Source organism: Micromonospora sp. NPDC048040 (assembly GCF_055587185.1).
The window spans coordinates 48,059-70,985 of the sequence record NZ_JBVJGT010000010.1 but is presented as its reverse complement, the minus strand read 5'-3'; the positions used below and the strand labels follow the sequence as shown (position 1 = coordinate 70,985).

Genomic DNA, 22,927 nt, shown 5'->3' with positions numbered 1-22,927 from the left:
AGGACGGTCACATGCCCCTTCTCATCGCCATCGGCGGCGCGGTCCTCCTCGTCATCGTGCTCGTGCTCTTCGTCCTCTCCCGGATCAAGGTCGCCGGGCCGAACGAGGCCTTCATCGTCACCGGCCGCAAGGGCCGCACCACGCAGACCGCCGACGGCGGCCGGTCCACCGACATGTCCGGGCAGAAGGTCGTGCTCGGCGCGTCCGTCTTCGTCCTGCCGGTGGTGCAGAAGCTCCAGTCGCTCGACCTGTCCAGCCGGCGGATCGACGTCGGCATCAAGGGCGCGGTCAGCAAGCAGGGCATCCGCACCGAGCTGCACGGCGTCGCGATCGTCAAGGTCGGCGGCACCGAGGACGCCATCCGCGCCGCCGCCCAGCGATTCCTGCACCAGCAGGACGAGATCGAGGACTTCACGCGGGAGGTGCTCGCCGGCGCGCTGCGCTCGATCGTCGGCCGGCTCACCGTCGAGGAGGTCATCCGGGACCGGGCGGCATTCGCCAGCGCGGTCGCCGAGGAGGCCGAGCACTCGATGACCAACCAGGGCCTGGTGCTGGACACCTTCCAGCTCCAGGACATCCTGGCCGAGGGTTCCTACCTCCAGGACCTGGGCCGGCCGGAGGCGGCCCGGGTGCTCAAGGACGCGGCGATCGCCGAGGCGCGCGCCCGCCAGCAGGCCGAGCAGGAGCGGCTGCTCGCCGAGGAGGCCATCGCCGAGGCCAACCGGAACCTGTCGCTCAAGCAGGCCGCCATCCAGGCGGAGATCGACGCGGCCAAGGCCAAGTCCGCCGCGGCCGGGCCGCTCGCCCAGGCCGAGCGGGACCAGGCGATCCTCTCCGAGCAGCAGAAGGTTGCCGAGCGCAACGCCGAGCTCAAGCAGCGCCAGCTCGACACCGAGGTGCGCAAGCCGGCGGACGCGGCCCGGTACAAGGTGGAGCAGGAGGCCGAGGCGGCCCGCAACGCGGCCGTGCTGAACGCCGACGCGCAGCGGCAGGCCGTCATCGCCGCCGCGCAGGCCGCCGCCGAGCAGGCCCGGCTCACCGGTGAGGGCGAGCGGGCCCGCCGGGCCGCGCTGGCCGAGGCCAACGCGATCGAGGGCGCCAAGGAGGGTGAGGCCGAGCAGCGTCGGCGCTCCGCCATCGCCGAGGCGGTCGAGCGGGAGGGCCAGGCCGAGGCCGCGGCCATCCTGGCCAAGGGTCAGGCCGAGGCCGACGCCATGGCACGCAAGGCCGAGGCGTTCGCGGCGTACGGCGAGGCCGCCGTGCTGGACCTGCTGGTCAAGGTGCTGCCGCAGGTGGTCGAGGCGGCCAGCGCCCCGATCGGCGCGATCGACAAGATGACCGTCATCTCCACCGACGGCGCCTCGTCGTTGACGAAGTCGGTGGCAGGCAACGTGGCCCAGGGGCTCCAGCTCGGCAGCGACCTGACCGGAATCGATCTGGCCGGCCTGCTGGCGAAGCTCGGCTCGGCGTCGTCCGCACCCGGCAACGGCAAGCCGTCGGTCGACGCCACGGCGGTCGAGACCCGCTGACGCCACCGGGCAGCGGTGTGGCCGCTGCCGCGACAGGGCGCCGTCCCCGGCCCGGGGGCGGCGCCCTGGTCGTGTGGCCGACTACTCGACGATGCCCTCGTCCCGGGCCCAGCGCAGCAGCTCCGCCTCGGCCTCGTCGCGGTCCAGCGGGCCGCGCTCCAGGCGCTGCTCCTTGAGGTGTTTCCAGGCCCGCCCGACGACCGGCCCCGGCGGCACGCCCAGCAACTCCATGATCGCGTTGCCGTCCAGGTCGGGCCGGACCCTCGCCAGGTCCTCCTCGGCGGCGATCCGGGCGATCCGCTCCTCCAGCGCGTCGTAGTCCGCGGCGAGCTGGGCGGCCTTGCGCCGGTTGCGGGTGGTGCAGTCCGACCGGGTCAGCTTGTGCAGGCGCGGCAGCAGGTCGCCGGCGTCGGCGACGTAGCGGCGCACCGCCGAGTCGGTCCACTCGCCCCGGCCGTAGCCGTAGAACCGCAGGTGCAGCGCGACCAGCGCGGTGACCTTGGAGGTGATCTCCTTGGGGTAGCGCAGCGCCTTCATCCGGGCCTTCGTCAGCCGGGCCCCGACCACCTCGTGGTGGTGGAAGCTGACCCGGCCGTCCGGGCCCACCGCCTTGGTCGCCGGCTTGCCGACGTCGTGCATCAGCGCGGCCATCCGCAGGATGAAGTCCGGCCCGTCGGTCTCGTACGAGACGGCGTTGCTCACCACCGTGAGGGTGTGCTCGTAGACGTCCTTGTGCTGGGCGTGCTCGTCGATCGTGAGCTTCAGCCCGGTCAGCTCGGGCAGGAAGCGCTCGGCGAGCCCGGTGTCGACCAGCAGCCGCAGCCCGGTGAGCGGGTCTGCGCCGCAGAGCAGCTTGGTGAACTCGTCGCGGATCCGCTCGGCGGTGATCCGGTCCAGGTCGGCGGCCATCAGGGTCATCGCCGCGTGGACGTCGGGGTGCACCGCGAAGCGCAGCTGGGCGGCGAACCGGGCCGCGCGCAGCATCCGCAGCGGGTCGTCGCCGAACGACTCCCCGGGCGTGCCCGGGGTGCGGATCACCTTGGCGGCGAGGTCGTCCAGCCCGCCGTGCGGATCGGTGAAGCGGTGTTCGGGCAGGCTGACCGCCATCGCGTTGATGGTGAAGTCGCGCCGCCGCAGGTCTTCGGCGAGGTCGGTGCCGTACTCGACCACCGGGTTGCGGGTGACCTGGTCGTACGACTCGGCCCGGAACGTGGTGATCTCCAGCCGCAGCCCGTCGCGCTGGCAGCCGATGGTGCCGAACTCCCGGCCGGTCTCCCAGATCGACTCGGCCCAGCCGCGCACGATGCGCAGGGTCTCGTCCGGGTGCGCGTCGGTGCAGAAGTCGAGGTCGTCGCCGAGGCGGCCGAGCAGGGCGTCGCGGACCGAACCGCCCACCAGGTGCAACTCGTGGCCGGCCCGCGCGAACCGGCGGCCCAGCTCGTCGGCGACCGGGGAGACCCGGAGCAGTTCGGCGACGGCGTTGCGCTGCGCGGCGGTGAGTTCGCGGCGGTCGGCGGCGTGGGGAGCGGAGGCTTCGGACATGGGAGCGCCAGACTATCGGTCCCGGCGGGGATGCGGTCCGCCGGGCGCGGGTATCGGGCGACTGTTGACTATCGTCTGTGACGTGCGGGCCCGTGCCCGGCTCGGACTTACCCCCTCTGCCTTGGAGGCGACAAGATGAGCGGCGGTCTCTACCGCAGCGCGAACGCCGCCCAGGGCGGCGCCGCGCCCGGCCGGCCGTCGGACGGCGCGACGTTCATCTCCGCCGAGCCGCTCAACCAGCCGGCCATGGAGTCGACCGCGCCGCCGCAGGAGCAGGTCGGCGAGGCCAGCGCCGCGACCAACAGCGCGGTGATGGCGATCGGCAGCCTCGTCAGCCGGGGTACGGGCTTCCTGCGCAACCTGGTGATCGGGGCGGCGCTCGGCGGGGCGCTGGTCGGTGACGCGTACACCACCGCGCAGATCCTGCCCGGGATGGTCTACGAGTTCCTGCTCGGCGGCGTCCTCACCAGCGTGCTGATCCCGGTGCTGGTGCGCCGGCGCAAGGTCGACTCCGACGGCGGCCAGGCGTACGCCCAGCGGCTGCTCACCCTGGCGGTGCTGGCGCTCGGCGCGGCGGCCCTGCTGGCGCTCGCGTTCGCCTCGCCGCTGACCTGGCTATACGGAGGTGACGAATCGGCTCCCGGATACTCGGGGCTGGTCGAGAAGCTGTCGTACCTGATGCTGCCGATGATCTTCTTCACCGGCGTCAGCGCGCTGATCAGCGCGGTGCTCAACACGCGGGGGCACTTCGCCGCCCCGATGTGGGCGCCGATCCTCAACAACCTGGTGGTGATCGGCGCCGCCGGCCTCTACATCGCCGCCTTCGGGACGGACACCGTCCAGCCGGACGACATGACCACCGGGCGGATCCTGCTGATCGGCGGCGGCACCCTGCTAGGTGTGGCCATCCAGGCGGCGGGCCTGCTGCCGGCGCTGCGCAAGGTCGGTTTCCGCTGGAAGCTGCGTTTCGACTTCCGCGAGCTGGGCCTGCGTGAGCTGGGCCGGCTCGGGGCGTGGATGTTCTGCTACGTCGCGGTCAGCCAGATCGGCCTGATCGTGCTGTTCAACCTGCTGAACCGGGCGGGCAAGGAGAACGCCGCCGGCCCGCTGATCTACAACAACGTCTTCCTGCTGCTGATGACCGCGCACGGAATCATCGCCGTCTCGATCATCACCGCGCTGATGCCCCGGATGAGCGCGGCCGCCGCCGACGGCCGGTACGCCGATGTCGCCGCCGACCTGGCCCGGGGCACCCGCACGGTCACCGCGGTGCTCGCCCCGATCGCCGTCTGCTACGCCGTCCTCGCCACGCCGATCGCGTTCACCCTGTTCCGATGGGGCGCCTTCGACGCGGAAAACGCCACCGCCACCTCCGTGGTGCTGCTCGCCGCTGCGCTGGCGCTGGTGCCGTTCGCGGTGAGCCAGCTGTTCACGTTCGCCTTCTACGCGCTGCCGGACACCCGCACCCCGGCGCTGATCAACATCCCGGTGGTGGCGCTCCGCGTCGGGGTGCAGATCATGCTCTTCGCCGCCTTCTCGGCGAGCTTCGCCGGCGCCGGGATGATGATCGGTAACGCGGTCTCCTATCTGGCCGCCGCGATCGCCTCCGCCTGGCTGCTCCGTCCCCGGGTCGGCCGGATCGGCCTCGGCGAGATCATGCGCACAGGTGGCCGGGTCCTGGTCGCGGCGCTCGGCGCGGCGGTGGTCGGCCTGATCGTGGTCAAGCTGCTGCCGGGCGACGACACGCCGACACGCCTGGAGGCGATCATCCAGCTCGTGATCGGCGGCGCGGTGATCGGCGGGACCTACCTCGGGCTGGCGATGGCGCTGCGGATCGGTGAGATCACCGAGGTCGTCGGCATGGTCCGCCGCCGGCTGGGCCGCTGACGCGCCGCGCTCGGGTGCGGGCCGACGGCCCTCGGATGGTCTGCACGCTCTGTGAACGAGGATCACCAGCCTGGGGATGCGCCTGTGGATAACTTCGCGATTGACCGCTCAGCCGCCGGACGGGCCTGTGGATAACCAGCCGTACGGCTGAGCGTGCCGGCACGGTCGGAGGGAACCCGGCGGCGTCGGCGTCGCCACCACACAGGTCAACCCCTCCGGCGAGCACTTGCGGTCAACGTCTAGATTGGTTAGTACATGTGCCAGCAACGTGGCTGACAACGGTCGCAACCGGACAAGTTGATCGCCGGCCGGCAGCCCGACCCGGGAGCGGCGCGAAGATGACATGTCGGGGAGACCGCCAACCCGGGTAAGGTCGCTCTCGACGGGTACGGCAGGCGCCGACGCTCCGCGTCGACACCGGTCGGCCGGTTCCTTCGAAGGCAGAGCGGGAAGCCACATGCCCAGCAGCGCGGGTCCATCGATCGACACGATCACCGAGGGAGGACGGGTGACCCAGGTCGGCGAGGGTCAGGAGGCGGAGGAGAGCGCTCCGCACGTCATGACCTTCGGTGCTCCCACGGCCGGTGAGATCCTCGCCGAGCGTTACGAGCTGGTCGAGCACATCAACAACGACAGCGCGGGTCGGCTGGTCTGGCGGGGCGTCGACGTCATCCTCCGCCGTCCCGTCGCGGTCGTGCTGCGCTACCCGGGTGGCGACTCCGCCACCGAGATGCTCCAGGGCGCCGTCGCGGCGAGCCGGGTCATCCACCCCAACCTGGTCGGCGTCTACGACGCGATCGACGAGGCCGAGCGGGCGTACGTGGTGCGCGAGTGGGTCGACGGGCGGTCCCTGCGCGAGCTGGTCTCCGACGGCCCGCTGGACCCGGCCCGGGCCACCACCATCGGCAACGCCGTCGCCAGCGCCCTCGCCGCCGTGCACGCCACCGGCATGGTGCACGGCAACGTCCACCCCGGCACGGTGATGATCAGTGACGACGGCCGGGTGGTGCTGGCCGACGCGCGTACCGACGGCGACGACAGCCAGCAGAGCGACGTCCGCGCGATCGGCGGGGTCCTCTACTTCGCCCTGACCGGGCACTGGCCGCACGCCGAGGCCCCGCTGCGCGGCGCCACCGCCGGCCACGGCCGGGCCGCCATCCCCGACGCCGTCCGCGACGCCGCCGGCGCGATCGCCGCGCCCCGGCAGGTCCGGGCGGGCGTGCCGGCGTACCTCGACGACCTCACCATGGACCTGCTCGACGCCGAGATCGCGCCGCCCTCGTCGGACGTGCTCGCCGCCGAGCTGGCCCGCCTTGACGTGCCGGCCGACGAGCAGTTCCTGGACAGCACGGGCCCGCTGCGCTTCGCCGCCGACCCCGGCGACGAGCCGTCCCCGCTGGCCGCGGCCGGCGGCCGCAAGGTCGCCATCGGCATCGCCGGCCTGCTGGCGGTCGCCCTGGTGGGCCTGCTGATCGGCATCAGCGCGCTGGGCGGGGGCGACGAGAGCCCACAGACCCCGGTGGCCGCGCCCTCGTCGAGCGCGCCCGGCGGCGACGCCACCCCGGCCGCCATCACGGTCCGGGAGCTGAAGATCAGCGATGCCCGGATCATCGACCCGGAGGGCGACCGGCGGGAACTCCGGAACGTGGACCGGGTGTTCGACGGCGACGAGGACAAGGGCTGGGAGACCCAGACCTACCGCGGGCGCGCCAACTTCGGCAACCTGAAGAAGGGCATGGGGGTCTGGATCGACCTCGGCGGCGAGCACACCGTCAAGTCGGTGCAGGTGCTGCTCTCCGCCCGGGGCGCCTCCGCCGGGCTCTTCGCGGGATCCTCCAACCCTCCCTCGTCGGCCTCGGGTGACGCCCAGCTCGTCGCGGACTACAACAAGATGCCGATCGGGCAGCCGTTCGAGGAGCACGACGGCACCAAGATGACCTTCAACGGCTTCAACGCCGACCAGAAGTACCGCTACCTGCTGCTCTGGATCACCGAGCTGCCCCCGAGCGACGGCGGCTACAAGCTCGGCGTCCAGGAGATCACGGTCCAGGGATCGTGAGCCGGCCGCCGCGCCCAGGGCACCGCACCCGCCGGACGTGGTGATGGGCGTACGCGGGGAGCGGACGAGCGGTGGACCGGTGGGCGGAGCGAGCGGCCCACCGGTCGCGTCGTCGGTGCCGCCGGCCGGGCCGACGGACCTCGACCTCCTGCACGCCCACGTGGCGGGCGACCGGGACGCCTTCACCGAGCTGTTCCACCGGCACCGCGACCGCCTCTGGGCGGTGGCGCTGCGGACGCTCGGCGACCGCGAGGAGGCCGCCGACGCCCTCCAGGACGCGCTGCTGTCCGCCCACCGCGCCGCCGGCCGGTTCCGGGGCGACTCGGCGGTCACCACCTGGCTGCACCGGATCGTCGTGAACGCCTGCCTGGACCGGATCCGGCGCCGGCAGGCGCATCCCACCGTCCCGCTGCCGGACGGCATCCGGGACGGCGACTCCAACTCCGCCACGGGCGGCGTCGAGCTGGCGGCTCCCGTCCACGACCACGACACGGCGCTGGTGGTCCGCCAGGCGCTCGCCGGGCTGCCGGCCGAGCAACGATCGGCGCTGATCCTGGTGGACGTGCAGGGCTACCCGGTGGCCGAGGTGGCCAGGATCCTCGGCGTCGCCGAGGGCACGGTCAAGAGCAGGTGCGCCCGGGGCCGCGCCCGCCTCGCGACCCAACTCGGGCACCTGCGCCCCCGGCCCGCCCCACAGCAGTCCGGGCCGCCGGGCCCCACCCCGCAGCGGCAGGAGTCGCCGCAGCCCGCCCCGGCGGCGGGCCCCAACGTGCCGGCCGTCACCGGAGGGAACCCGCGACCGCCCGAGGGCGTCCGATCGGGGTCGGGACGGTCCCGGCAGGATGCCCACCAGGAGGACGTGTGACGGCCGGGGGGTTCGGAGAGGTCGACCACGACCTGCTCGCCGACTACGTCGGCGGGGCGCTGGACGGCACCCCGGACGAGGCGCGCGTCGCCCGGCTGGTCGACGAGGACGCGGCCTGGGCGGAGGCGTACGCGCTGCTGGCCCCGGCCCTGGCAAGCGTCCGGGCCGACCTGGCCGCCGCCTGGGCCGGCCCCGCCCCCGAGATGCCCACGGACGTCACCGACCGGCTCGTCGGGGCCCTGGCCAACGCCTCCGCGCCCGACTCCGGCCCACTCGATCCGACGCCGGCCCGCTCCGACCTGGTGCATCCCGAGCCGCGCGACTCCGAGCCGGCCCGCTCCGAGGATGTTCGCTCCCGCGCGGGGGGCGGCGACGCGCTGCCGGCCGACGAGCCGGGGACGGGCAGGTCGGGCGGGGTCGTGCCGGCACAGCCGCTCGGCGGGTCCGCGCGGCGCCCTGCCGGCGTACCCCGCTCGGAGCCCGGCCGGGGCGCGACCACGGGGCCGGGCCGACGGCGCCGCCGCTGGTCCCGGCTGGCCGGCCCGGTCGCGCTCGCCGCGGCGTCGATCGCGGCGGTCGGGCTGGGCGTCAGCCAGTTCACCGGGGAGCAGGGGGACGGAGCCGCGGACACGGCGTTGTCCCGGCCGACCACACCGGAGGTCGCCGCCCCCGCCGGCACGCCGTTCCGGGCGAGCGAGCCCACACTGCGCAGTGGGAGGAACTACACGCCCGAGTCCCTGGCCGACGTCTCGCCGACGATGCGGGCGCAGCCGTTCAGCGCCGGCCCCCGGCCCGGCGTCGAGGCGGAGGGTGGGCGGCTGCCCGGCGACGCGGTCGGCCTCGACCGGCTCACCGACCCGGCCGCGCTGAGCGACTGCATCCACGAGATCGGCGCCGAGCACGGCGGCGGGCCGCTGGTGGTCGACGTGGTCGACTACGCCCGGTTCCAGGGCCAGCCGGCGCTGGTCGTCCGGTTCACCGACAACAGCGGCGCCCACTGGGCCTGGGTGAGCGGACCGGAATGCGGGGTGCCCGGATCCGGCTCGGACAGCCGCTACCGCACGCGGGTAGGGTGAATTCGCGGCCACCGGACGTTTGACCGTCCACGTGACCTGACCCACCGGATGACCGGCTCGGGAATCCCCGGTTCGTACGATGACGTTCTGCACATCAGACTGCCGGCACCGCGAGGGGCGTCGGCATCGGATCGGCATCGGTGCGCGCGCCGATGACGAACAACACTATCGGGAGACGGCAGTGGACGAGGTCCGCAACCTGATCATCATCGGCTCCGGGCCGGCCGGTTACACGGCGGCGGTCTACGCGGCGCGCGCCAACCTCAAGCCGCTCATCATCGAGGGCGTGCAGTCCGGCGGCGCGCTGATGACGACGACCGAGGTGGAGAACTTCCCCGGTTTCGCCGACGGCATCCTCGGCCCCGAGCTGATGGACAACATGCGCAAGCAGGCCGAGCGGTTCGGCGCGGAGTTCCTCACCGACGACGTGACGCGGGTGGAGCTGAAGGACACGGGCAGCGTCGGCTCCGACGCGGTCAGCACCGTCTGGGTGGGTCAGACCGCCTACCGGGCCAGGGCCGTCATCCTCAGCACCGGCTCGGCGTGGCGTCCGCTGGGCGTCCCCGGCGAGCAGGAGTACCTGGGCCACGGTGTCTCGTCCTGCGCCACCTGCGACGGCTTCTTCTTCCGCAACCAGCACATCGTGGTCGTCGGCGGCGGTGACTCGGCGATGGAGGAGGCCAGCTTCCTCACCCGGTTCGCCGAGTCGGTCACCATCATCCACCGCCGGGACTCCTTCCGGGCCAGCAAGATCATGGCCGAGCGGGCGCTGGGCAACGACAAGATCAAGGTCGAGTGGAACACCGTGGTCGAGGAGATCCTCGGCGACGACGGCAAGGTCTCGGGCGTACGGGTGCGCAACACGCACACCGGCGAGTCCAAGGTCCTCGACGTCACCGGCGTCTTCGTGGCCATCGGTCACGACCCGCGCAGCGAGCTCTTCCGGGGTCAGGTGGAGTTGGACGACGAGGGCTACGTGAAGGTCCAGTCGCCGAGCACCCGGACCAGCGTGCCCGGTGTCTTCGCCGCCGGCGACCTGGTGGACCACACCTACCGGCAGGCCATCACCGCCGCCGGTACGGGCTGCGCCGCCGCGCTGGACGCCGAGCGCTTCATCGCCACGCTGCAGGGCTGAACAACCGAAAACTCCGGAGGAGGGTCATAGTGGGAGCAACGAAGTCGGTCACCGACGCGAGTTTCGCCGCCGACGTGCTGAAGTCCGACAAGCCGGTTCTGGTGGACTTCTGGGCCGAGTGGTGCGGGCCGTGCCGCAAGGTGTCGCCGCTGCTGGAGGAGATCGCCGGCGAGATGGGCGACCAGGTCACCATCGTCAAGCTCAACATCGACGAGAACCCGGAGACCGCCCGCGCGTACCGGGTGATGTCCGTCCCGACCCTCACCGTGTTCAAGAACGGCGAGCCGGTGCAGTCGATCGCCGGCGCCAAGCCGAAGGGTGAGCTGGTCAAGCTCATCGAATCGGCGCTCTGAGCTGCACGTACGCACGTCGACCCCGTACCCGGCCCGCCCGGGGGACGGGGTCGACGTCTTTTCCCGGCGCGCCCACCTGAGCTCCCCGGAACGCATAACCTCAACCCCGGGGCCGCCCGGCCAGCCAGCGTCCGTGCAGAGGGGGTCGTGCGTGCGTCCGATCCGACCCGGTGACCGTGGACCCGCGGTCACCGAGATCCGTACGGTGCTGACCGGCCTCGACCTGCTCGCACCGATGGCGCCGGACGCCGACGAGTTCGACGCCCACACCGAACGGGCCGTGCGGGCCTTCCAACAGTCCCGGGGGCTCAGCGTGGACGGCCGGGTCGGCGCGGAGACCTGGCGGGCCCTGGACGCCGCCCGCTGGCGGCTCGGCGCCCGCACCCTCTACCACGCGGTCCCCGAGCCGCTCACCGGCGAGGACGTCCGGTCACTCCAGGAACGACTGCTGGAGATGGGGTACGACGTGGGACGCGCGGACGCGATCTACGGCGTACGGACCTCGCGGGCGGTCGCCCAGTTCCAGCGCGAGGTCGGGCTGACGCCCGACGGCTCGTGCGGGCCGCACACCATGAACGCGCTGCGCCGGCTCGGGCGCAAGGTCGTCGGCGGGCGGCCGCAGTGGCTGCGCGAGTCCGACGCCATCCGGCAGTCCGGCCCGACGCTGGTGGGGCGGACCGTGGTCGTCGACCCCGGTCACGGAGGCACCGACCCGGGCGTGGTGGTGCCGGACGGGCGGCTGCGGTGGACCGAGGCGGACCTGGTACACGACCTGGCCAGCCGGCTGGAGGGCCGGCTCGCCGCCTCCGGCGTCCGGGTGCAGCTCACCCGCGGGCCGGCCCCGGAGGACTGCCTGCCGGACGTCGACCGGGCCGAGCTGGCCAACTCGCTCGGCGCCGACGTGTTCATCTCGCTGCACCTCGACGGGCACGCCAACCCGGCGGCCGAGGGCGTCGCGACCTACCACTACGGCACCGACAACGGGGTCACCTCGGCGACCGGGGAACGGCTCGCCGGGCTCGTGCAGCGGGAGATCGTCGCCCGTACCGGGCTGCGCGACTGCCGTACACACGCGAAGGCGTGGGACCTGCTCCGGCTGACCCGGATGCCGGCCGTACGCGTCGAGGTCGGCTACCTCACCTCGCCCGGCGACCGGGCCCGGCTGGTCGACCCCCGGTTCCGGGACCTGGTGGCCGAGGCCGTCGTGGCCGCGGTGCAGCGGATGTACTTCCCCGTGGAGCGGGACGTGCCGACCGGCTCGATCGACGTGAGCGAGCTGCGGGCGGTCGTGGCCGCCGGCACGGTGGTGGACTGAACGGGGGTCGGCGCGGTCGTGAACCGGGCGGGCGTGGGCCGGGGCAGCGGCCCGTGCTGCCGTGGACCGGGTGGGCGGTCGGCGCGGTCAGCCGGAGGTGGAGCGGGTGGCCGGGGCCGGGCGGACCGGGCGGAGCAGCGTCTCGGGGCTCATCGAGCCGAGCAGCTTCTCCAGCGCGTACTCGACGTCGGACTTCCAGCTCAGGGCCGTGCGCAGCTCCAGCCGGAGGCGGGGGAAGCGCGGGTGCGGACGGACCGTCTTGAAGCCCACGGAGAGGAAGAAGTCGGCCGGGGCGACGCAGGTGCCGGCGGGGTCGGCGGCGTCACCGAACTTCGCGTCGCCGAACGCCTCGATCGCCTTGATGCCGCGCTTGGTGAGATCCCGGGCGACCCCCTGGACCAGCATCCGGCCCAGCCCGCCACCAGCGAAGGCCGGCACCACGTTGGCCGTCATCAGCAGCGCCGCGTCGGCCGAGACCGGGGAAGTGGGGAACGCCATCGAGCGGGGCACGTAGGCCGGCGGGGCGTACAGGACGTAGCCGGCCGGCATGCCGTCGACGTAGACGAGCTTGCCGCAGGACCCCCACTCCAACAGCGTCTGCGAGACCCAGGCCTCCTTCTCCAGCCCCGGGTCGCCCGCGGCGCAGGCCCGGTCCGCCGAAACCGGGTCGAGCTCCCAGTAGACGCACTGCCGGCACGGACGGGGCACGTCCTCCAGGGTGTCGAGGGTCAAGCTGACCAGACGTCGCGACATTGGCGCATCCCCACCTTAGGCTCGGAGGTGAGACCGGCACGGAACGACAACGCCGCCTTCCTGCCCCCGACGAGCGATCGTACGCCGGTTCGGGACGCCACGGGAGGGGACGCGCGAATGCCCGCCTCCGGGAGGGCCACCGGTGGTCCGCGATGTGGACGCTGGTCACGTCGTGGCGGCGTTCCTGGTAGGGGCGACTACGATCGACACCCGGCGTCCCGCGTCGCCCATGGTCGCCGGTGTCCCGGGTACGCCGGGGCGGGATCCACCCGAGCAGCCATCGAGGTGATGTCATGACCGGCACGACGCTCGACGACTACACCGACCGGTACGCCCGCCGTGTGCGGGGCATGACCGCCTCGGAGATCCGCGCGCTCTTCGCGGTGGCCAGCCGGCCGGAGGTGGTCTCGCTCGCCGGCGGCGCTCCCTACATCGCGGCGCTGCCGCTCGACGCCGTCGGTGAGATGCTCGGCCGGCTCGGCACCGAGCACGGCGTCACCACCCTCCAGTACGGCATCGGCCAGGGCACCCTGGAGCTGCGCGAGCGGATCTGCGAGGTGATGGCGCTCTCCGGCATCGACGCCGCCTGCGGCGCCTCCCCGGAGGACGTGGTCGTCACCGTCGGCGGGCAGCAGGCGCTCGACCTGGTGGCCCGGCTCTTCCTCGACCCGGGTGACGTGGTGCTCGCCGAGGGCCCGACCTACGTCGGCGCGCTCGGGGTGTTCCAGGCCGCCCAGGCGCAGGTGGTGCACGTGCCGATGGACGACGACGGGCTGATCCCGGAGGCGCTGGAGGCGGCCATCGCCGAGCAGGCGCGCGCCGGACGGCGGGTCAAGTTCCTCTACACCATCCCCACCTACCAGAACCCCACCGGCGTGACGCTCACCGAGGAGCGGCGGGAACGGGTGCTCGACATCTGCGAGCGCGCCGGCCTCCTGGTGGTCGAGGACGATCCGTACGGTCAGTTGGGCTTCGAGGGGGACGCGCCCGCGCCGCTGCGCGCGCGGCGCCGCGACGGGGTCTTCTACCTCAGCACCTTCTCCAAGACCTTCGCCCCGGGCCTGCGGGTGGGCTGGATCCTGGCGCCGCACGCCGTCCGCGACAAGCTGGTCATCGCCAGCGAGGCGCAGATCCTCTGCCCCAGCGGCTACGCGCAGGCCGCCGTCTCCACCTACCTCGGCACCATGCCCTGGCGGGAGCAGCTCAAGGTCTACCGCGAGGTCTACCGGGAACGGCGCGACGCGATGCTCGCCGCGCTGGAGGACCTGATGCCGGCGGGCACCACCTGGACGACGCCGGGCGGCGGCCTCTTCGTCTGGGCGACCCTCCCCGACGGCCTCGACTCGAAGGCGATGATGCCGCGGGCCATCGCCGCGCGCGTGGCGTACGTGCCGGGCACCGGCTTCTACGCCGACGGCACGGGTAGCGGCAACATGCGGCTCAACTTCTCCTTCCCGCCCCCGGAGCGGATCCGCGAGGGCGTACGCCGGCTGGCCGGCGTCATGGAGCAGGACATCGCCATGCGGCGGGTGTTCGGCGCGGTCGGCCGCCCCGGATCACGGCGGGGGCAGGCCGGCTCGGACACGCCGGGTCCCGACTTGGCATGATTCCGGCATGGCTCCCACCGCTGCCGACCGTTCCGTCGTGACCGACTCCGCCGTCACCGCCGACCTGCGGGTGCTGGTGCTCGCCGGCGGGCTCTCCTACGAACGTGACGTCTCGCTCCGGTCCGGCCGCCGGGTGCTCGACGCGCTGCGCGCCGTCGGGATGGACGCCGAGCTGCGGGACGCCGACGTGACCCTGCTGCCGGCCCTGACCGTCGACCCGCCGGACGCCGTCGTCATCGCCCTGCACGGCGCGACCGGCGAGGACGGCTCGCTGCGCGGCGTGCTCGACCTCTGCGGTGTCCCGTACGTGGGGTGCGACGCCCGCGCGTCCCGGCTCGCCTGGGACAAGCCGTCGGCCAAGGCGGTGCTCCGCGAGGCGGACATCCCCACCCCGGACTGGGTGGCCCTCCCGCACGACCGCTTCTCCGAGCTGGGCGCGGTGGCGGTGCTGGACCGCATCGTCGACCGGCTGGGGCTGCCGCTCATGGTGAAGCCCGCCCAGGGCGGTTCGGGGCTGGGCGCCGCCGTGGTCCGGGACGCCGCGTCCCTCCCGGCCGCGATGGTCGGCTGCTTCGCGTACGACCAGACGGCGCTGGTCGAGCGGTACGTGCCCGGCATGGACGTGGCGGTCTCCGTGGTCGACCTGGGCGACGGGCCGCAGGCCCTGCCGGCGGTGGAGATCGTGCCCCGCAACGGGGTGTACGACTACGCCGCCCGCTACACCGCCGGCCGGACGACGTGGCACACGCCGGCTCGACTGGCCCCGGAGGTGGCCGGCGCGGTCGCCGACGTCGCGCTGGCCGCCCACACCGCGCTCGGCCTGCGCGACCTCAGCCGCGTCGACCTGATCGTGGACTCGGCGGGGCAGCCGCACGTGCTGGAGGTCAACGTCTCGCCCGGGATGACCGAGACCTCCCTGCTGCCGCTCGCCGTGCAGGCCGCCGGTCTGGACTTCGGCAAGATGATCGGAACGCTGGTGGCACGCGCCGCGACGCGCCGGGCCTGACCGTCCGTCCCTTCCGCCGGCACGGGCGGCCACCCCGCGATTTCGGGTGGCCGCCCGTGCCGCGTCAGTCTTCGGACTGCCTGCCCTCCGGAGCGGCGGCGTCGGCCTCCCGGCTGTCGGCCGTCGGGACGTGCGCCTCCTCGGCAGACTCGATCACGGACAGCGCCTCGCCCGCGGTGGCATCATCCCCCAGCGAGGGCTGCCCGGTGAAGCTGGACGGGGCCTGCCACTGGATGCGCGACGGCTCGGCCAGGGGCCGCCCCCCGAACTCCGCGAGCCAGGCCGCGACCAGGGCGAGATTCTCTCGCCATTGCGCCTCGGAGATGGGCGGCAGGATCGAGTCCCACAGGGAGAGGAAGGTCCCGCGGAGCTGAAGTCGACCGTAGGGCCGGGCGAGGAACCATATGTGCAGGTGCGCCGAGCCGTCGCCCCACCGGTTGACGTGCACCCTCGCGACCCCGTCCAGAGACCGGATCGCCCGTTCCAGGCGTACGGTCATCACCCCCAGTTCGGCGGCGAGCAGGTTCGGCAGGTCGCCGAGGTCCAGATGCGAGCGGGATTCCAGGATCAGCACCATCGGCAGCCCCGTGGGACGATCCATGGCGCGTACCCGCCAGCGCTCGCCCACCCAGATGTAGGCGTCGTCGGGGGCGGCGCAGGCCGTGCATTCCCGGTGCCCCTCACCCTTGCGGGGCGGCTCGACCGGGACCGGATCGTCGAGTTGCTTGACGCGAAGGTCGCCCTCGAAGGGGAAGGACGGCCACTGGGCGAAGTCCGGGACTCCGGGAGGGGTGTCGTGCACGACGCTGACACTAACCGCTTCCGTCACCGGTGTCCCTACCCGAAGAGCCGGCGGCGGCTCTGTGTCGGCCGCCGCGAGGCGGCCAACCAGAGGGCTTGTCCACAGATATCCACAGGGTGCTGAGACCCGGAACACACCCCGTCATCCACAGGCCAGCAACGGGTTTCACGCGGGGTTTCACGTGAAACGAGGCGCGGCTGTGGATAACTGGTGTGGATAACTTCCGGGCCCGAGCCGCAGCGTCCCGGCGTCGCGGGAGGGCAGCCGTTTCACGTGAAACCACCGGCCGCCCGGGGGCCGCTCTCCGCGCCGTCAACACCGGCCGCGCGGAGTCGTCGCGCGGGCCTTCGCACACTCGGTCGTGGAGGCTCTCCGGGCCATCAACACCGGCGGCCCTCCGGTCGACGCCGTTCCCGTCGACGCCGTTGCGGTCAATGCCGTTCCGGTCAACGCCGTTTCCTGTTGCGCCGTTCCCGTCGACGTCCCGCCCGACGCTGCCCCGCTCGGTTCATCGGCTCGTCGGCGGGGTCAGAGCGCCGAGCGGGAGCGGGAAGCCGGGCGGCCAGTGTCGGAGCCACAGGCCGGACAAGGGTCACAGCCAGAAGCCAGAAGTTGGGAGCTGGGAGCGGGTTACAAGCCGGGAGCCGGGAGCCGAGGTCGGGTTGCCCGGGGCCGGGATCCGGGTCAGGAAGCTGGACTCCACCAATTCGCTGCCGAAGCCGGTCGGGAGGGCAGGTGTCGGGCTCCCAGAGGCCGGGTCAGGCGCCGGAGGCGGAGGCCGTCGTACAGGCCGATGCCGGGCATCGAAGGCCGGGGCCGCACAGGCCGATGCCAGGCACCAAGGCAGGGGCCGAAGGCCGAAGGGTAGGGCTGCGCAGGGCCGGGTTACACAGGGCCGTACAGGGGTCAAAGGCCGAGGCCAGGTGCCGGAATCCGGTAGCCGGGCGCGGGTCGGGAATCAAGGGGCGCGGCGGCGGGGACACCGCCGGAGGCGCGGGCGGAACCGACGGCCGGGAGCCGGGGCCAAGTTGCCGAGACCCGGACCGGCAAGGGGGCGTCGGTGTCATAGGGCAGCTTCCGAAGGACGGCGGCAGACGGGCGTGGCTCAGCCTCGCCGGCCAACCTCCTCTTGAAAAGGAGGCGCGGGCGCGGCGGCCTGTTCGCTGCACCCGTTTCACGTGAAACCGCGCAGCCCGAGATTCGGCACATCGGTGCCAGCGCAACTCCCGGCTCCAGGTTCAAGGTTCGTGGAGCCGGTGCGCGCAGCTTCACGAGCCACACCCACCAACACCGCCCGTGTCGGTGACCGAAGGAACCCGCCCGCCCAGCGACCCGCGTCCACGACCGCGAAACGCCTGGCGTTCTCGCCGGTTCCACGTGAAACCGGGGAGCCATCGCTGCCACACACCCACACCCCGGTTCCCGGCAGCGGACCACTTCGGGGGCGGGACGGAAACGCCTCCTGCTGCCCCACAGCGCCAGAAGTGCGAGCGAGCAGGAGTCGGGTAGGGCGGGCCCGCCTCAGGCCCGTGGCGCTCGAATGAGGGGGCCCGGCACGGTCGGCGGCGGTGGTTACGCCGAGCTGCCCGAGGCGCCGGCGCGGTAGGCGTACAGCCGAGGGTGGCCGCCACCGTCGGGCATGGAACGGCCGCGTGGCCCGGTGGGGTCACGCGGCCGGCGGTCGAAGGATCAGCCCTCCGACTCCTCCTCCTCGCCGACGCCGATAAGGCCGACGATCCGCTCCAGGTCGTCGACCGTCGCGAACTCGATGGTGATCTTGCCCTTGCTCCGGCCGATGTCCACCTTGACTCGGGTGTCGAACCGGTCGGAGAGCCGGTCGGCCAGATCCGTCAGCGCGGGCGCGTGTGGCTTGGGCCGGCGCTTGGCCGTCTCCTTCTTACCGGCGCTGCCATCGCTGACCGCCAGCATCACGATCTCCTCGGTCGCCCGGACCGAGAGCCCTTCTGCGACGATCCGTGCCGCCAGCTGCTCCTGCGCCTCCGACTCGTCGAGGCTCAGCAGCGCCCGGGCGTGGCCGGCGGAGAGCACGCCGGCGGCGACCCGCTTCTGCACCGGCGCCGGGAGGTTGAGCAGCCGGATGGTGTTCGAGATCTGCGGGCGGCTCCGGCCGATCCGGCGGGCGAGTTCCTCGTGGGTGGCGCCGAACTCGTCCAGCAACTGCTGGTACGCGGCGGCCTCCTCCAGCGGGTTCAGGTTGGCGCGGTGGATGTTCTCCAGCAGCGCGTCCCGGAGCATGGCGTCGTCCCGGGTGTCCCGGACGATGGCGGGGATGCTCTCCCGCCCGACCGCCTGCGCGGCCCGCCAGCGCCGCTCGCCCATGACGAGTTCGTACTTCTCGTCGTCGAGCTGCCGTACGACGATCGGCTGGAGGAAGCCGACCTCCTGGATCGAGGTCTTCAGCTCCTCCAGAGCCTCCTCGTCGAAGATGTGTCGGGGCTGCTTCGGGTTCGGCACGATCGCGTCGACCGGGATCTCGGCGAACCGGGCGCCCGGGACCGGGCTGAGCGTGGGCTCGGGCTGCGCCGCGACAGGCGGGCTGACCGGCGTTGACACCGGCTCGGCGGGCGTGCCGACGACGGCGGTCGTGGGTGCCGCCGGCTCAGCCGGGGCGGCGTCGGCGGTCGGCGCCGGTCCGGTCGGGATGAGGGCCCCCAGGCCCCGACCGAGACCGCCCCGAGGACGGTTCTTCATGCCACGCCTCCCAGCGACTGTTCCGCACTACGCATTCCGGCTCACCGGCTCCTTGACGCCACGCTCGGCGATCTCCTGGGCGGCCTCGAAGTAGCTCGTTGCCCCCCGCGATCCCGGATCGTAGGTCATCACGGACTGGCCGTAGCTCGGTGCCTCGGAGACGCGGACGTTGCGCGGGATGACCGCCTGGAGCACCTTGTCGCCGAAGTGGTTCCGGACGTCCTGCTCTACCGCGTCGGCCAGCCGCGTACGCCGGTCGTACATGGTGAGCAGGATCGTGGAGACCTCGAGCTTCGGATTGAGGTGCTGCCGAACCAGGTTGATGTTGTTGATCAGCTGGTTCAGCCCCTCCAGCGCGTAGTACTCGCACTGGATCGGGATGAGCACCTCCTGCGCGGCGACGAGCGCGTTGACCGTGAGCAGGCCGAGCGACGGCGGGCAGTCGATGAAGACGTAGTCGAAGTGGCCCGGGTAGGCGGCGATGGCCCGGGCCAACCGGGACTCGCGGGCGACCACCGACACCAGCTCGATCTCCGCGCCGGCCAGGTCGATCGTGGCCGGTACGCACCAGAGGTTGGGGATGCCCTCGACCCCCTGGGCGACCTCCTCCAGCGGCACGCTGTTGATGAGGCAGTCGTAGACGTCCGGCACCCCGGTGTGGTGCGGGACGTTGAGCCCGGTGGAGGCGTTGCCCTGCGGGTCCAGGTCGACCACCAGCACCCGGTTGCCGTGCAGGGCGAGCGCCACCGCCAGGTTCACCGTGGTCGTGGTCTTCCCCACGCCGCCCTTCTGGTTCGCGACGCACATGACCCGGGTCCGTTCCGGGCGAGGCATCGTCACCTCGCCACTCGGATTCAGGATCTGCACGGCGCGCATCGCCTCCATAGCCAACGGTGGGTCATCCTCTTCGCGCGTCGGGGTTTCACGTGAAACGTACGCGGCCTCGGTCGCGGCGGGCCCGTAGGCGGCGGCCGGGGGCGCGGGCGTGTCCGTGACGGGTACGGGTTCCGGGGCGGCGTCCGGCACCGCGTCCGGGGTCGGCTGCTGTGGCACTGCCGCCTCGAAGCGCGCCGAGGCCGAGGGGTTGCGGCGGATGGGGATCACCCGACCGCCGGCGGAGTTGCCCGGGCGCGGCAGCCCGTCGGAGGCCGGGCGGGCGGCCGGCAACTCCGGCCTGGCCGGGTCGGCGGTGTCCCGTTGGACAATCGGATCGCAGTCCGGCGGTCGGGTCGACGAACCGTGGGACGGCCCGTCGGGCGACCAGCTCGGATAGTCGGTTTCACGTGAAACCGGATCGCCCGCTGATCCGGTCACGCGTGGATCGTCGTACCTGCCGTCGTCATGCACCTGTCATCCCTGCCCGCTTCGGATGGTCGGTCCGCACCCCGTCAACCGGCCGCACGTGGTGCTCGCACCGCGGAGCGCACGGCCGGCGGGAGCGGTCGGGACCCGGTGAACGTCCGTATGCCGCCCGCTCCACACTATCGACGCGCGGCCAGCCTACGGCTCACGGGCGCAGCCGGTCCACGTCGGGTTCTCATCCCTTCCGTCCACCCGTACCGGTTCAACGAAGCAACCGCCGCCCGGGACGCCGGCGGGCACCCGCTCGGGCGTCGCCTCCCACGTGGAGTCAGCGCCGACGGGACCGACCGCCGCGCGACCTCTTCGGCGCCTTGGGCCGGACCGGTCCCACCACCCGCTCCCGCACGATCTCCACCACGGTCGTCGGCGGGTCGATGATTCCTTCGCCGCAGCGGTGCATCTCGGGCTCCCCGCCGCCGAGCCGCGCCACCGTCTCCGCGTGCTCGGCGATCTCGTCGGCCGCCGACGCGCCCTTGAGGGCGATGAGCCGACCGCCGGGAACGGCCAGCGGCAGGCACCACGTCGACAACCGGTCCAGCGGGGCAACGGCGCGCGCGGTGACCACGTCCCCGCTCAGCGGGCCCGCCCCGGTCGACCCGGTCGCCGCCTCGTCGGCCCGGCCCCGGAACACCCGGACCGTCTTCGCCAATCCGAGTTGCTGCACCGCCTCGATGAGGAAGGAGGTGCGCCGGGCGAGGGGCTCGATCAGGGTCACCGTCAGGTCCGGCCGCGCGATCGCGAGCACCAGACCGGGCAGTCCCGCCCCGGAGCCGACGTCGAGCACCGTCGAGCCCTCCGGGATCCGCTCGGCCACCGCCGCGCAGTTGAGCAGGTGCCGGTCCCAGATCCGGGGGGCCTCGCGCGGCCCGATCAGGCCGCGGACCACGCCGTCGGTGACCAGCAGCTCGGCGTACGCGGCGGCCAGGTCGATCCGGTCGCCGAAGAGGGTGCGTGCCGCGCCGGCCAGCTCGGGCGGCAGCACCGCGTCGGCCGGCGACGGGGCACGGCCGTCGGCAGCCGACCCAGCGGCGTCGGAGGGCATGGGTGGGTCGGGCCGGACAGGCGACGGCCCGGGCGGCGTGCCACCCGGGCCGGCCGCGGCACCGGCCGCGGTGTCGTCGTGGACCACCCGGTCAGTCCGCCGGCCGGACGATGATGCGCCGGTTCGGCTCGACACCCTCGGACTCGCTCTCCACGCCGCTCATCGCGTTGACCACGTCGTGCACGCACTTACGCTCGAACGCGGACATCGCCTCCAGGCGCACGGGCTCGCCGTACTCCTTGACCTTCTCGACGGCGTTCTTGGCGACGGCGGCGAGCTCCTTGCGGCGGTTCGCCCGGTAGCCGCCGACGTCGAGCAGCAGCCGGCTCGGCGTGCCGGTCTGCCGGAAGACGGCGAGCCGGGCGAGCTCCTGGAGCGCCTCCAGGGTGGCACCGCGCTGGCCGACCAGGTTCTGCAGCCGGCCGCCGACCACCTCGACGACCGGACGGCCACCGGAGACCAGCTCGTCGATGTCGCCGTCGTAGTCGAGGATGTCGAGCAGGCCCTCGACGTAGTCGGCCGCGATCTCGCTCTGCCGGAACAGTTCGCTCTCGCCGGCGGGCTTCTTCTCCTTGGTGGCCGACTCCTCGTCGGTCTCCTCGGTCTCGCCGTTCACCGCGGTCGGCTCGGTCCCCTCGGAGTCCAGGGACTGCTCAGCGCGGGGGGTGCTGGTGTCGGTCACGGTCTCATCTCCGTACTCGCTCGGCCGGACCGTCGGGTCCGCTGGTTTCCCGGGGCCGGCGGGAGGTCGCCGGTGCCCACGGGCACGTCTGTCGTACGGGCAGTCTCGCCCGTGACCGCGCCACGCGCGGCGGGTTCCGCCCGGCGCCGGCCGTACGGCGGCTGCACGGTGCGGAACGGGCCGCCGCCGGTCTCCCGACGGCGGCCCGGAGGTCCTCAGCCCTGCCGCTTGGCGGGGCGGCCCTTCTTGGGGTTGGCCGGCTTGGCGCCCGGCTTGGGGCCGGCGACCTTCGGCGCGGCCGGCTTGGCCGGGGCCTGGGGGGCCGGCTTGGCGCGGCCCAGCAGGCCGGTCTTGGCCGGCTGCACCGGGTTGCGGGCCGAGGTGCCCGGCTTGCCGGTGGCGGCGGTCGGCGGCGGCGGGAACTTGCGCAGCACCCACTGCTGCTGCGCCAGGGTGGAGAGGTTGTTGGTGACCCAGTAGATGATCACACCGATGGGGAAGATGGCGCCGGAGACGAGCAGCGACAGCGGGATGCCGTAGAGCATCAGCTTCTGGATCATCCGCTGCTGCGGATCCTCGGCCCAACCGGTCTTGAGGATCATCTGGCGGCTGGTGAGGTAGGTCGTGCCCATCATCAACAAGACCAGGATGCCGGCGATGACCTTGACGGTGGTGCCGTTGCCGCCGAGGCGGGCCAGCTCGTCGGCGGTCGAGCCGAACTTGCCAGCGATCGGCGCGGTGAAGAGCTTCGCGGCCGAGGCGCTCTCGAACTGGCCGACCGTCCAGCCGTAGAGGGTCTTGCCCTGGTTGGCCGGGTCGAGCCGGCGGAGCACGTGGAACAGGCCGAGGAAGACCGGGATCTGGAGGACCATCGGAAGGCAGCCCATGAGCGGGTTGGCCTTTTCCTTCCGGTAGAGCTCCATCATCTCCTTCTGGAGCGTCTCCCGGTCACCCTTGTGCTTCTCCTGCAGCGCCTTCACCTGCGGCTGGAGCGCCTGCATCGCCCGCTGCGACTTGATCTGCTTGACGAAGACGGGGAAGAGGATCACCCGGACGGTGACCACCAGGAAGACGATGGCGAGGATCCAGGCCCAGTTGGTGCCGAGCACCGCCGTGTCCGGCACCCCGATGGCCTCCCAGGCCCCATGCCAGGCCAGCAGGATCCACGAAATCGCGTAGTAGATCCAGTCGAGACTCAAT

General features: G+C 72.8%; 18 protein-coding genes and 1 pseudogene. 11 read left to right on the top strand and 8 right to left on the bottom strand.

What is annotated here, in order from left to right:
• Positions 1 to 11 precede the first annotated feature (11 nt).
• Positions 12 to 1,529 carry a flotillin family protein gene (locus ACZ6O2_RS13315; protein WP_350702476.1) on the top strand — a complete coding sequence of 506 codons (1,518 nt, stop codon included), beginning with the start codon at positions 12 to 14 and terminating at the stop codon, positions 1,527 to 1,529.
• An 81-nt stretch (positions 1,530 to 1,610) separates the two neighbouring features.
• Here the strand turns inward: ACZ6O2_RS13315 and ACZ6O2_RS13310 are convergent, their stop codons facing one another.
• The gene (locus ACZ6O2_RS13310) at positions 1,611 to 3,071 is read right to left on the bottom strand and encodes a CCA tRNA nucleotidyltransferase (RefSeq protein WP_466023000.1); all 1,461 of its coding nucleotides are present in this window, start codon (positions 3,069 to 3,071) and stop codon (positions 1,611 to 1,613) included.
• Positions 3,072 to 3,206: 135 nt separating this feature from the next.
• Between ACZ6O2_RS13310 and murJ the strand changes: the two genes are divergently transcribed.
• The 7 genes from murJ (at position 3,207) to ACZ6O2_RS13275 (ending at position 11,761) form a co-directional block, all read left to right on the top strand.
• Positions 3,207 to 4,958, top strand: a complete 1,752-nt coding sequence (murJ, locus tag ACZ6O2_RS13305) for a murein biosynthesis integral membrane protein MurJ (RefSeq protein WP_466022999.1) — start codon at positions 3,207 to 3,209, stop codon at positions 4,956 to 4,958.
• 457 nt (positions 4,959 to 5,415) lie between these two features.
• The gene (locus tag ACZ6O2_RS13300) at positions 5,416 to 7,017 is read left to right on the top strand and encodes a protein kinase family protein (RefSeq protein ID WP_466022998.1); all 1,602 of its coding nucleotides are present in this window, start codon (positions 5,416 to 5,418) and stop codon (positions 7,015 to 7,017) included.
• Between the two features lie 43 nt (positions 7,018 to 7,060).
• On the top strand, positions 7,061 to 7,882 hold the full coding sequence (gene sigM / locus ACZ6O2_RS13295; protein ID WP_466022997.1) for an RNA polymerase sigma factor SigM: 822 nt from the start codon (positions 7,061 to 7,063) through the stop codon (positions 7,880 to 7,882).
• Positions 7,879 to 8,958 (top strand): hypothetical protein, encoded by a 1,080-nt coding sequence (locus tag ACZ6O2_RS13290; protein ID WP_466022996.1) that lies wholly within the window; start codon positions 7,879 to 7,881, stop codon positions 8,956 to 8,958. Before sigM ends, ACZ6O2_RS13290 begins: the two co-directional genes overlap by 4 nt.
• Positions 8,959 to 9,139: 181 nt before the next feature.
• Complete coding sequence (gene trxB / locus ACZ6O2_RS13285) at positions 9,140 to 10,093, top strand: thioredoxin-disulfide reductase (RefSeq protein WP_357450264.1); 954 nt, start codon at positions 9,140 to 9,142, stop codon at positions 10,091 to 10,093.
• Positions 10,094 to 10,122: 29 nt separating this feature from the next.
• On the top strand, positions 10,123 to 10,446 hold the full coding sequence (trxA, locus tag ACZ6O2_RS13280) for a thioredoxin (protein WP_250793747.1): 324 nt from the start codon (positions 10,123 to 10,125) through the stop codon (positions 10,444 to 10,446).
• Between the two features lie 151 nt (positions 10,447 to 10,597).
• Positions 10,598 to 11,761, top strand: a complete 1,164-nt coding sequence (locus ACZ6O2_RS13275) for an N-acetylmuramoyl-L-alanine amidase (RefSeq protein WP_466022995.1) — start codon at positions 10,598 to 10,600, stop codon at positions 11,759 to 11,761.
• Positions 11,762 to 11,848: 87 nt separating this feature from the next.
• Here ACZ6O2_RS13275 and ACZ6O2_RS13270 read toward each other — a convergent pair whose 3' ends face one another.
• Entirely contained in the window at positions 11,849 to 12,514 is a 666-nt protein-coding gene (locus ACZ6O2_RS13270; RefSeq protein WP_350702460.1) for a GNAT family N-acetyltransferase, read from the bottom strand.
• A 293-nt stretch (positions 12,515 to 12,807) separates the two neighbouring features.
• Here ACZ6O2_RS13270 and ACZ6O2_RS13265 point away from each other — a divergent pair, with 293 nt between their 5' ends.
• Positions 12,808 to 14,121: an aminotransferase-like domain-containing protein gene (locus ACZ6O2_RS13265; protein WP_350702458.1), complete on the top strand. Its 1,314-nt coding sequence runs from the start codon at positions 12,808 to 12,810 to the stop codon at positions 14,119 to 14,121.
• 7 nt (positions 14,122 to 14,128) lie between these two features.
• Entirely contained in the window at positions 14,129 to 15,127 is a 999-nt protein-coding gene (locus tag ACZ6O2_RS13260; protein WP_350702456.1) for a D-alanine--D-alanine ligase family protein, read from the top strand.
• A gap of 91 nt (positions 15,128 to 15,218) precedes the next feature.
• Here ACZ6O2_RS13260 and ACZ6O2_RS13255 read toward each other — a convergent pair.
• The 3 genes and pseudogenes from ACZ6O2_RS13255 to ACZ6O2_RS13245 form a co-directional block, all read right to left on the bottom strand.
• A pseudogene (locus tag ACZ6O2_RS13255) lies at positions 15,219 to 15,929 on the bottom strand (hypothetical protein); the annotation flags it as partial.
• Positions 15,930 to 17,618: 1,689 nt separating this feature from the next.
• Positions 17,619 to 18,641 carry a ParB/RepB/Spo0J family partition protein gene (locus ACZ6O2_RS13250; RefSeq protein ID WP_466022994.1) on the bottom strand — a complete coding sequence of 341 codons (1,023 nt, stop codon included), beginning with the start codon at positions 18,639 to 18,641 and terminating at the stop codon, positions 17,619 to 17,621.
• 27 nt (positions 18,642 to 18,668) lie between these two features.
• A complete protein-coding gene (locus ACZ6O2_RS13245; RefSeq protein ID WP_466023071.1) occupies positions 18,669 to 19,745 on the bottom strand; it encodes a ParA family protein in 1,077 nt (358 codons plus the stop codon).
• Between ACZ6O2_RS13245 and ACZ6O2_RS13240 the strand changes: the two genes are divergently transcribed.
• Positions 19,735 to 19,914: a hypothetical protein gene (locus tag ACZ6O2_RS13240; protein WP_466023074.1), complete on the top strand. Its 180-nt coding sequence runs from the start codon at positions 19,735 to 19,737 to the stop codon at positions 19,912 to 19,914. The genes ACZ6O2_RS13245 and ACZ6O2_RS13240 overlap by 11 nt on opposite strands.
• A 357-nt stretch (positions 19,915 to 20,271) precedes the next feature.
• Here the strand turns inward: ACZ6O2_RS13240 and rsmG are convergent, their stop codons facing one another.
• From rsmG to yidC, 3 genes are all read right to left on the bottom strand, one after another.
• The gene (gene rsmG / locus ACZ6O2_RS13235; protein ID WP_466022993.1) at positions 20,272 to 21,045 is read right to left on the bottom strand and encodes a 16S rRNA (guanine(527)-N(7))-methyltransferase RsmG; all 774 of its coding nucleotides are present in this window, start codon (positions 21,043 to 21,045) and stop codon (positions 20,272 to 20,274) included.
• A gap of 91 nt (positions 21,046 to 21,136) precedes the next feature.
• Positions 21,137 to 21,727, bottom strand: a complete 591-nt coding sequence (locus ACZ6O2_RS13230) for a Jag family protein (RefSeq protein WP_350702448.1) — start codon at positions 21,725 to 21,727, stop codon at positions 21,137 to 21,139.
• Positions 21,728 to 21,942: 215 nt separating this feature from the next.
• On the bottom strand, positions 21,943 to 22,926 hold the full coding sequence (gene yidC, locus ACZ6O2_RS13225) for a membrane protein insertase YidC (RefSeq protein ID WP_350702446.1): 984 nt from the start codon (positions 22,924 to 22,926) through the stop codon (positions 21,943 to 21,945).
• Between the last annotated feature and the right edge of the window lies 1 nt (position 22,927).

Coding starts and splice junctions, on each gene's coding strand:
- ACZ6O2_RS13315 (WP_350702476.1), top strand. CDS start 12: ATGCCCCTTCTCATCGCCATCGGCGGCGCGGTCCTCCTCGTCATCGTG.
- ACZ6O2_RS13310 (WP_466023000.1), bottom strand. CDS start 3,071: ATGTCCGAAGCCTCCGCTCCCCACGCCGCCGACCGCCGCGAACTCACC.
- murJ (WP_466022999.1), top strand. CDS start 3,207: ATGAGCGGCGGTCTCTACCGCAGCGCGAACGCCGCCCAGGGCGGCGCC.
- ACZ6O2_RS13300 (WP_466022998.1), top strand. CDS start 5,416: ATGCCCAGCAGCGCGGGTCCATCGATCGACACGATCACCGAGGGAGGA.
- sigM (WP_466022997.1), top strand. CDS start 7,061: ATGGGCGTACGCGGGGAGCGGACGAGCGGTGGACCGGTGGGCGGAGCG.
- ACZ6O2_RS13270 (WP_350702460.1), bottom strand. CDS start 12,514: ATGTCGCGACGTCTGGTCAGCTTGACCCTCGACACCCTGGAGGACGTG.
- ACZ6O2_RS13265 (WP_350702458.1), top strand. CDS start 12,808: ATGACCGGCACGACGCTCGACGACTACACCGACCGGTACGCCCGCCGT.
- ACZ6O2_RS13260 (WP_350702456.1), top strand. CDS start 14,129: ATGGCTCCCACCGCTGCCGACCGTTCCGTCGTGACCGACTCCGCCGTC.
- ACZ6O2_RS13250 (WP_466022994.1), bottom strand. CDS start 18,641: ATGAAGAACCGTCCTCGGGGCGGTCTCGGTCGGGGCCTGGGGGCCCTC.
- ACZ6O2_RS13240 (WP_466023074.1), top strand. CDS start 19,735: ATGGGGATCACCCGACCGCCGGCGGAGTTGCCCGGGCGCGGCAGCCCG.
- rsmG (WP_466022993.1), bottom strand. CDS start 21,045: ATGCCCTCCGACGCCGCTGGGTCGGCTGCCGACGGCCGTGCCCCGTCG.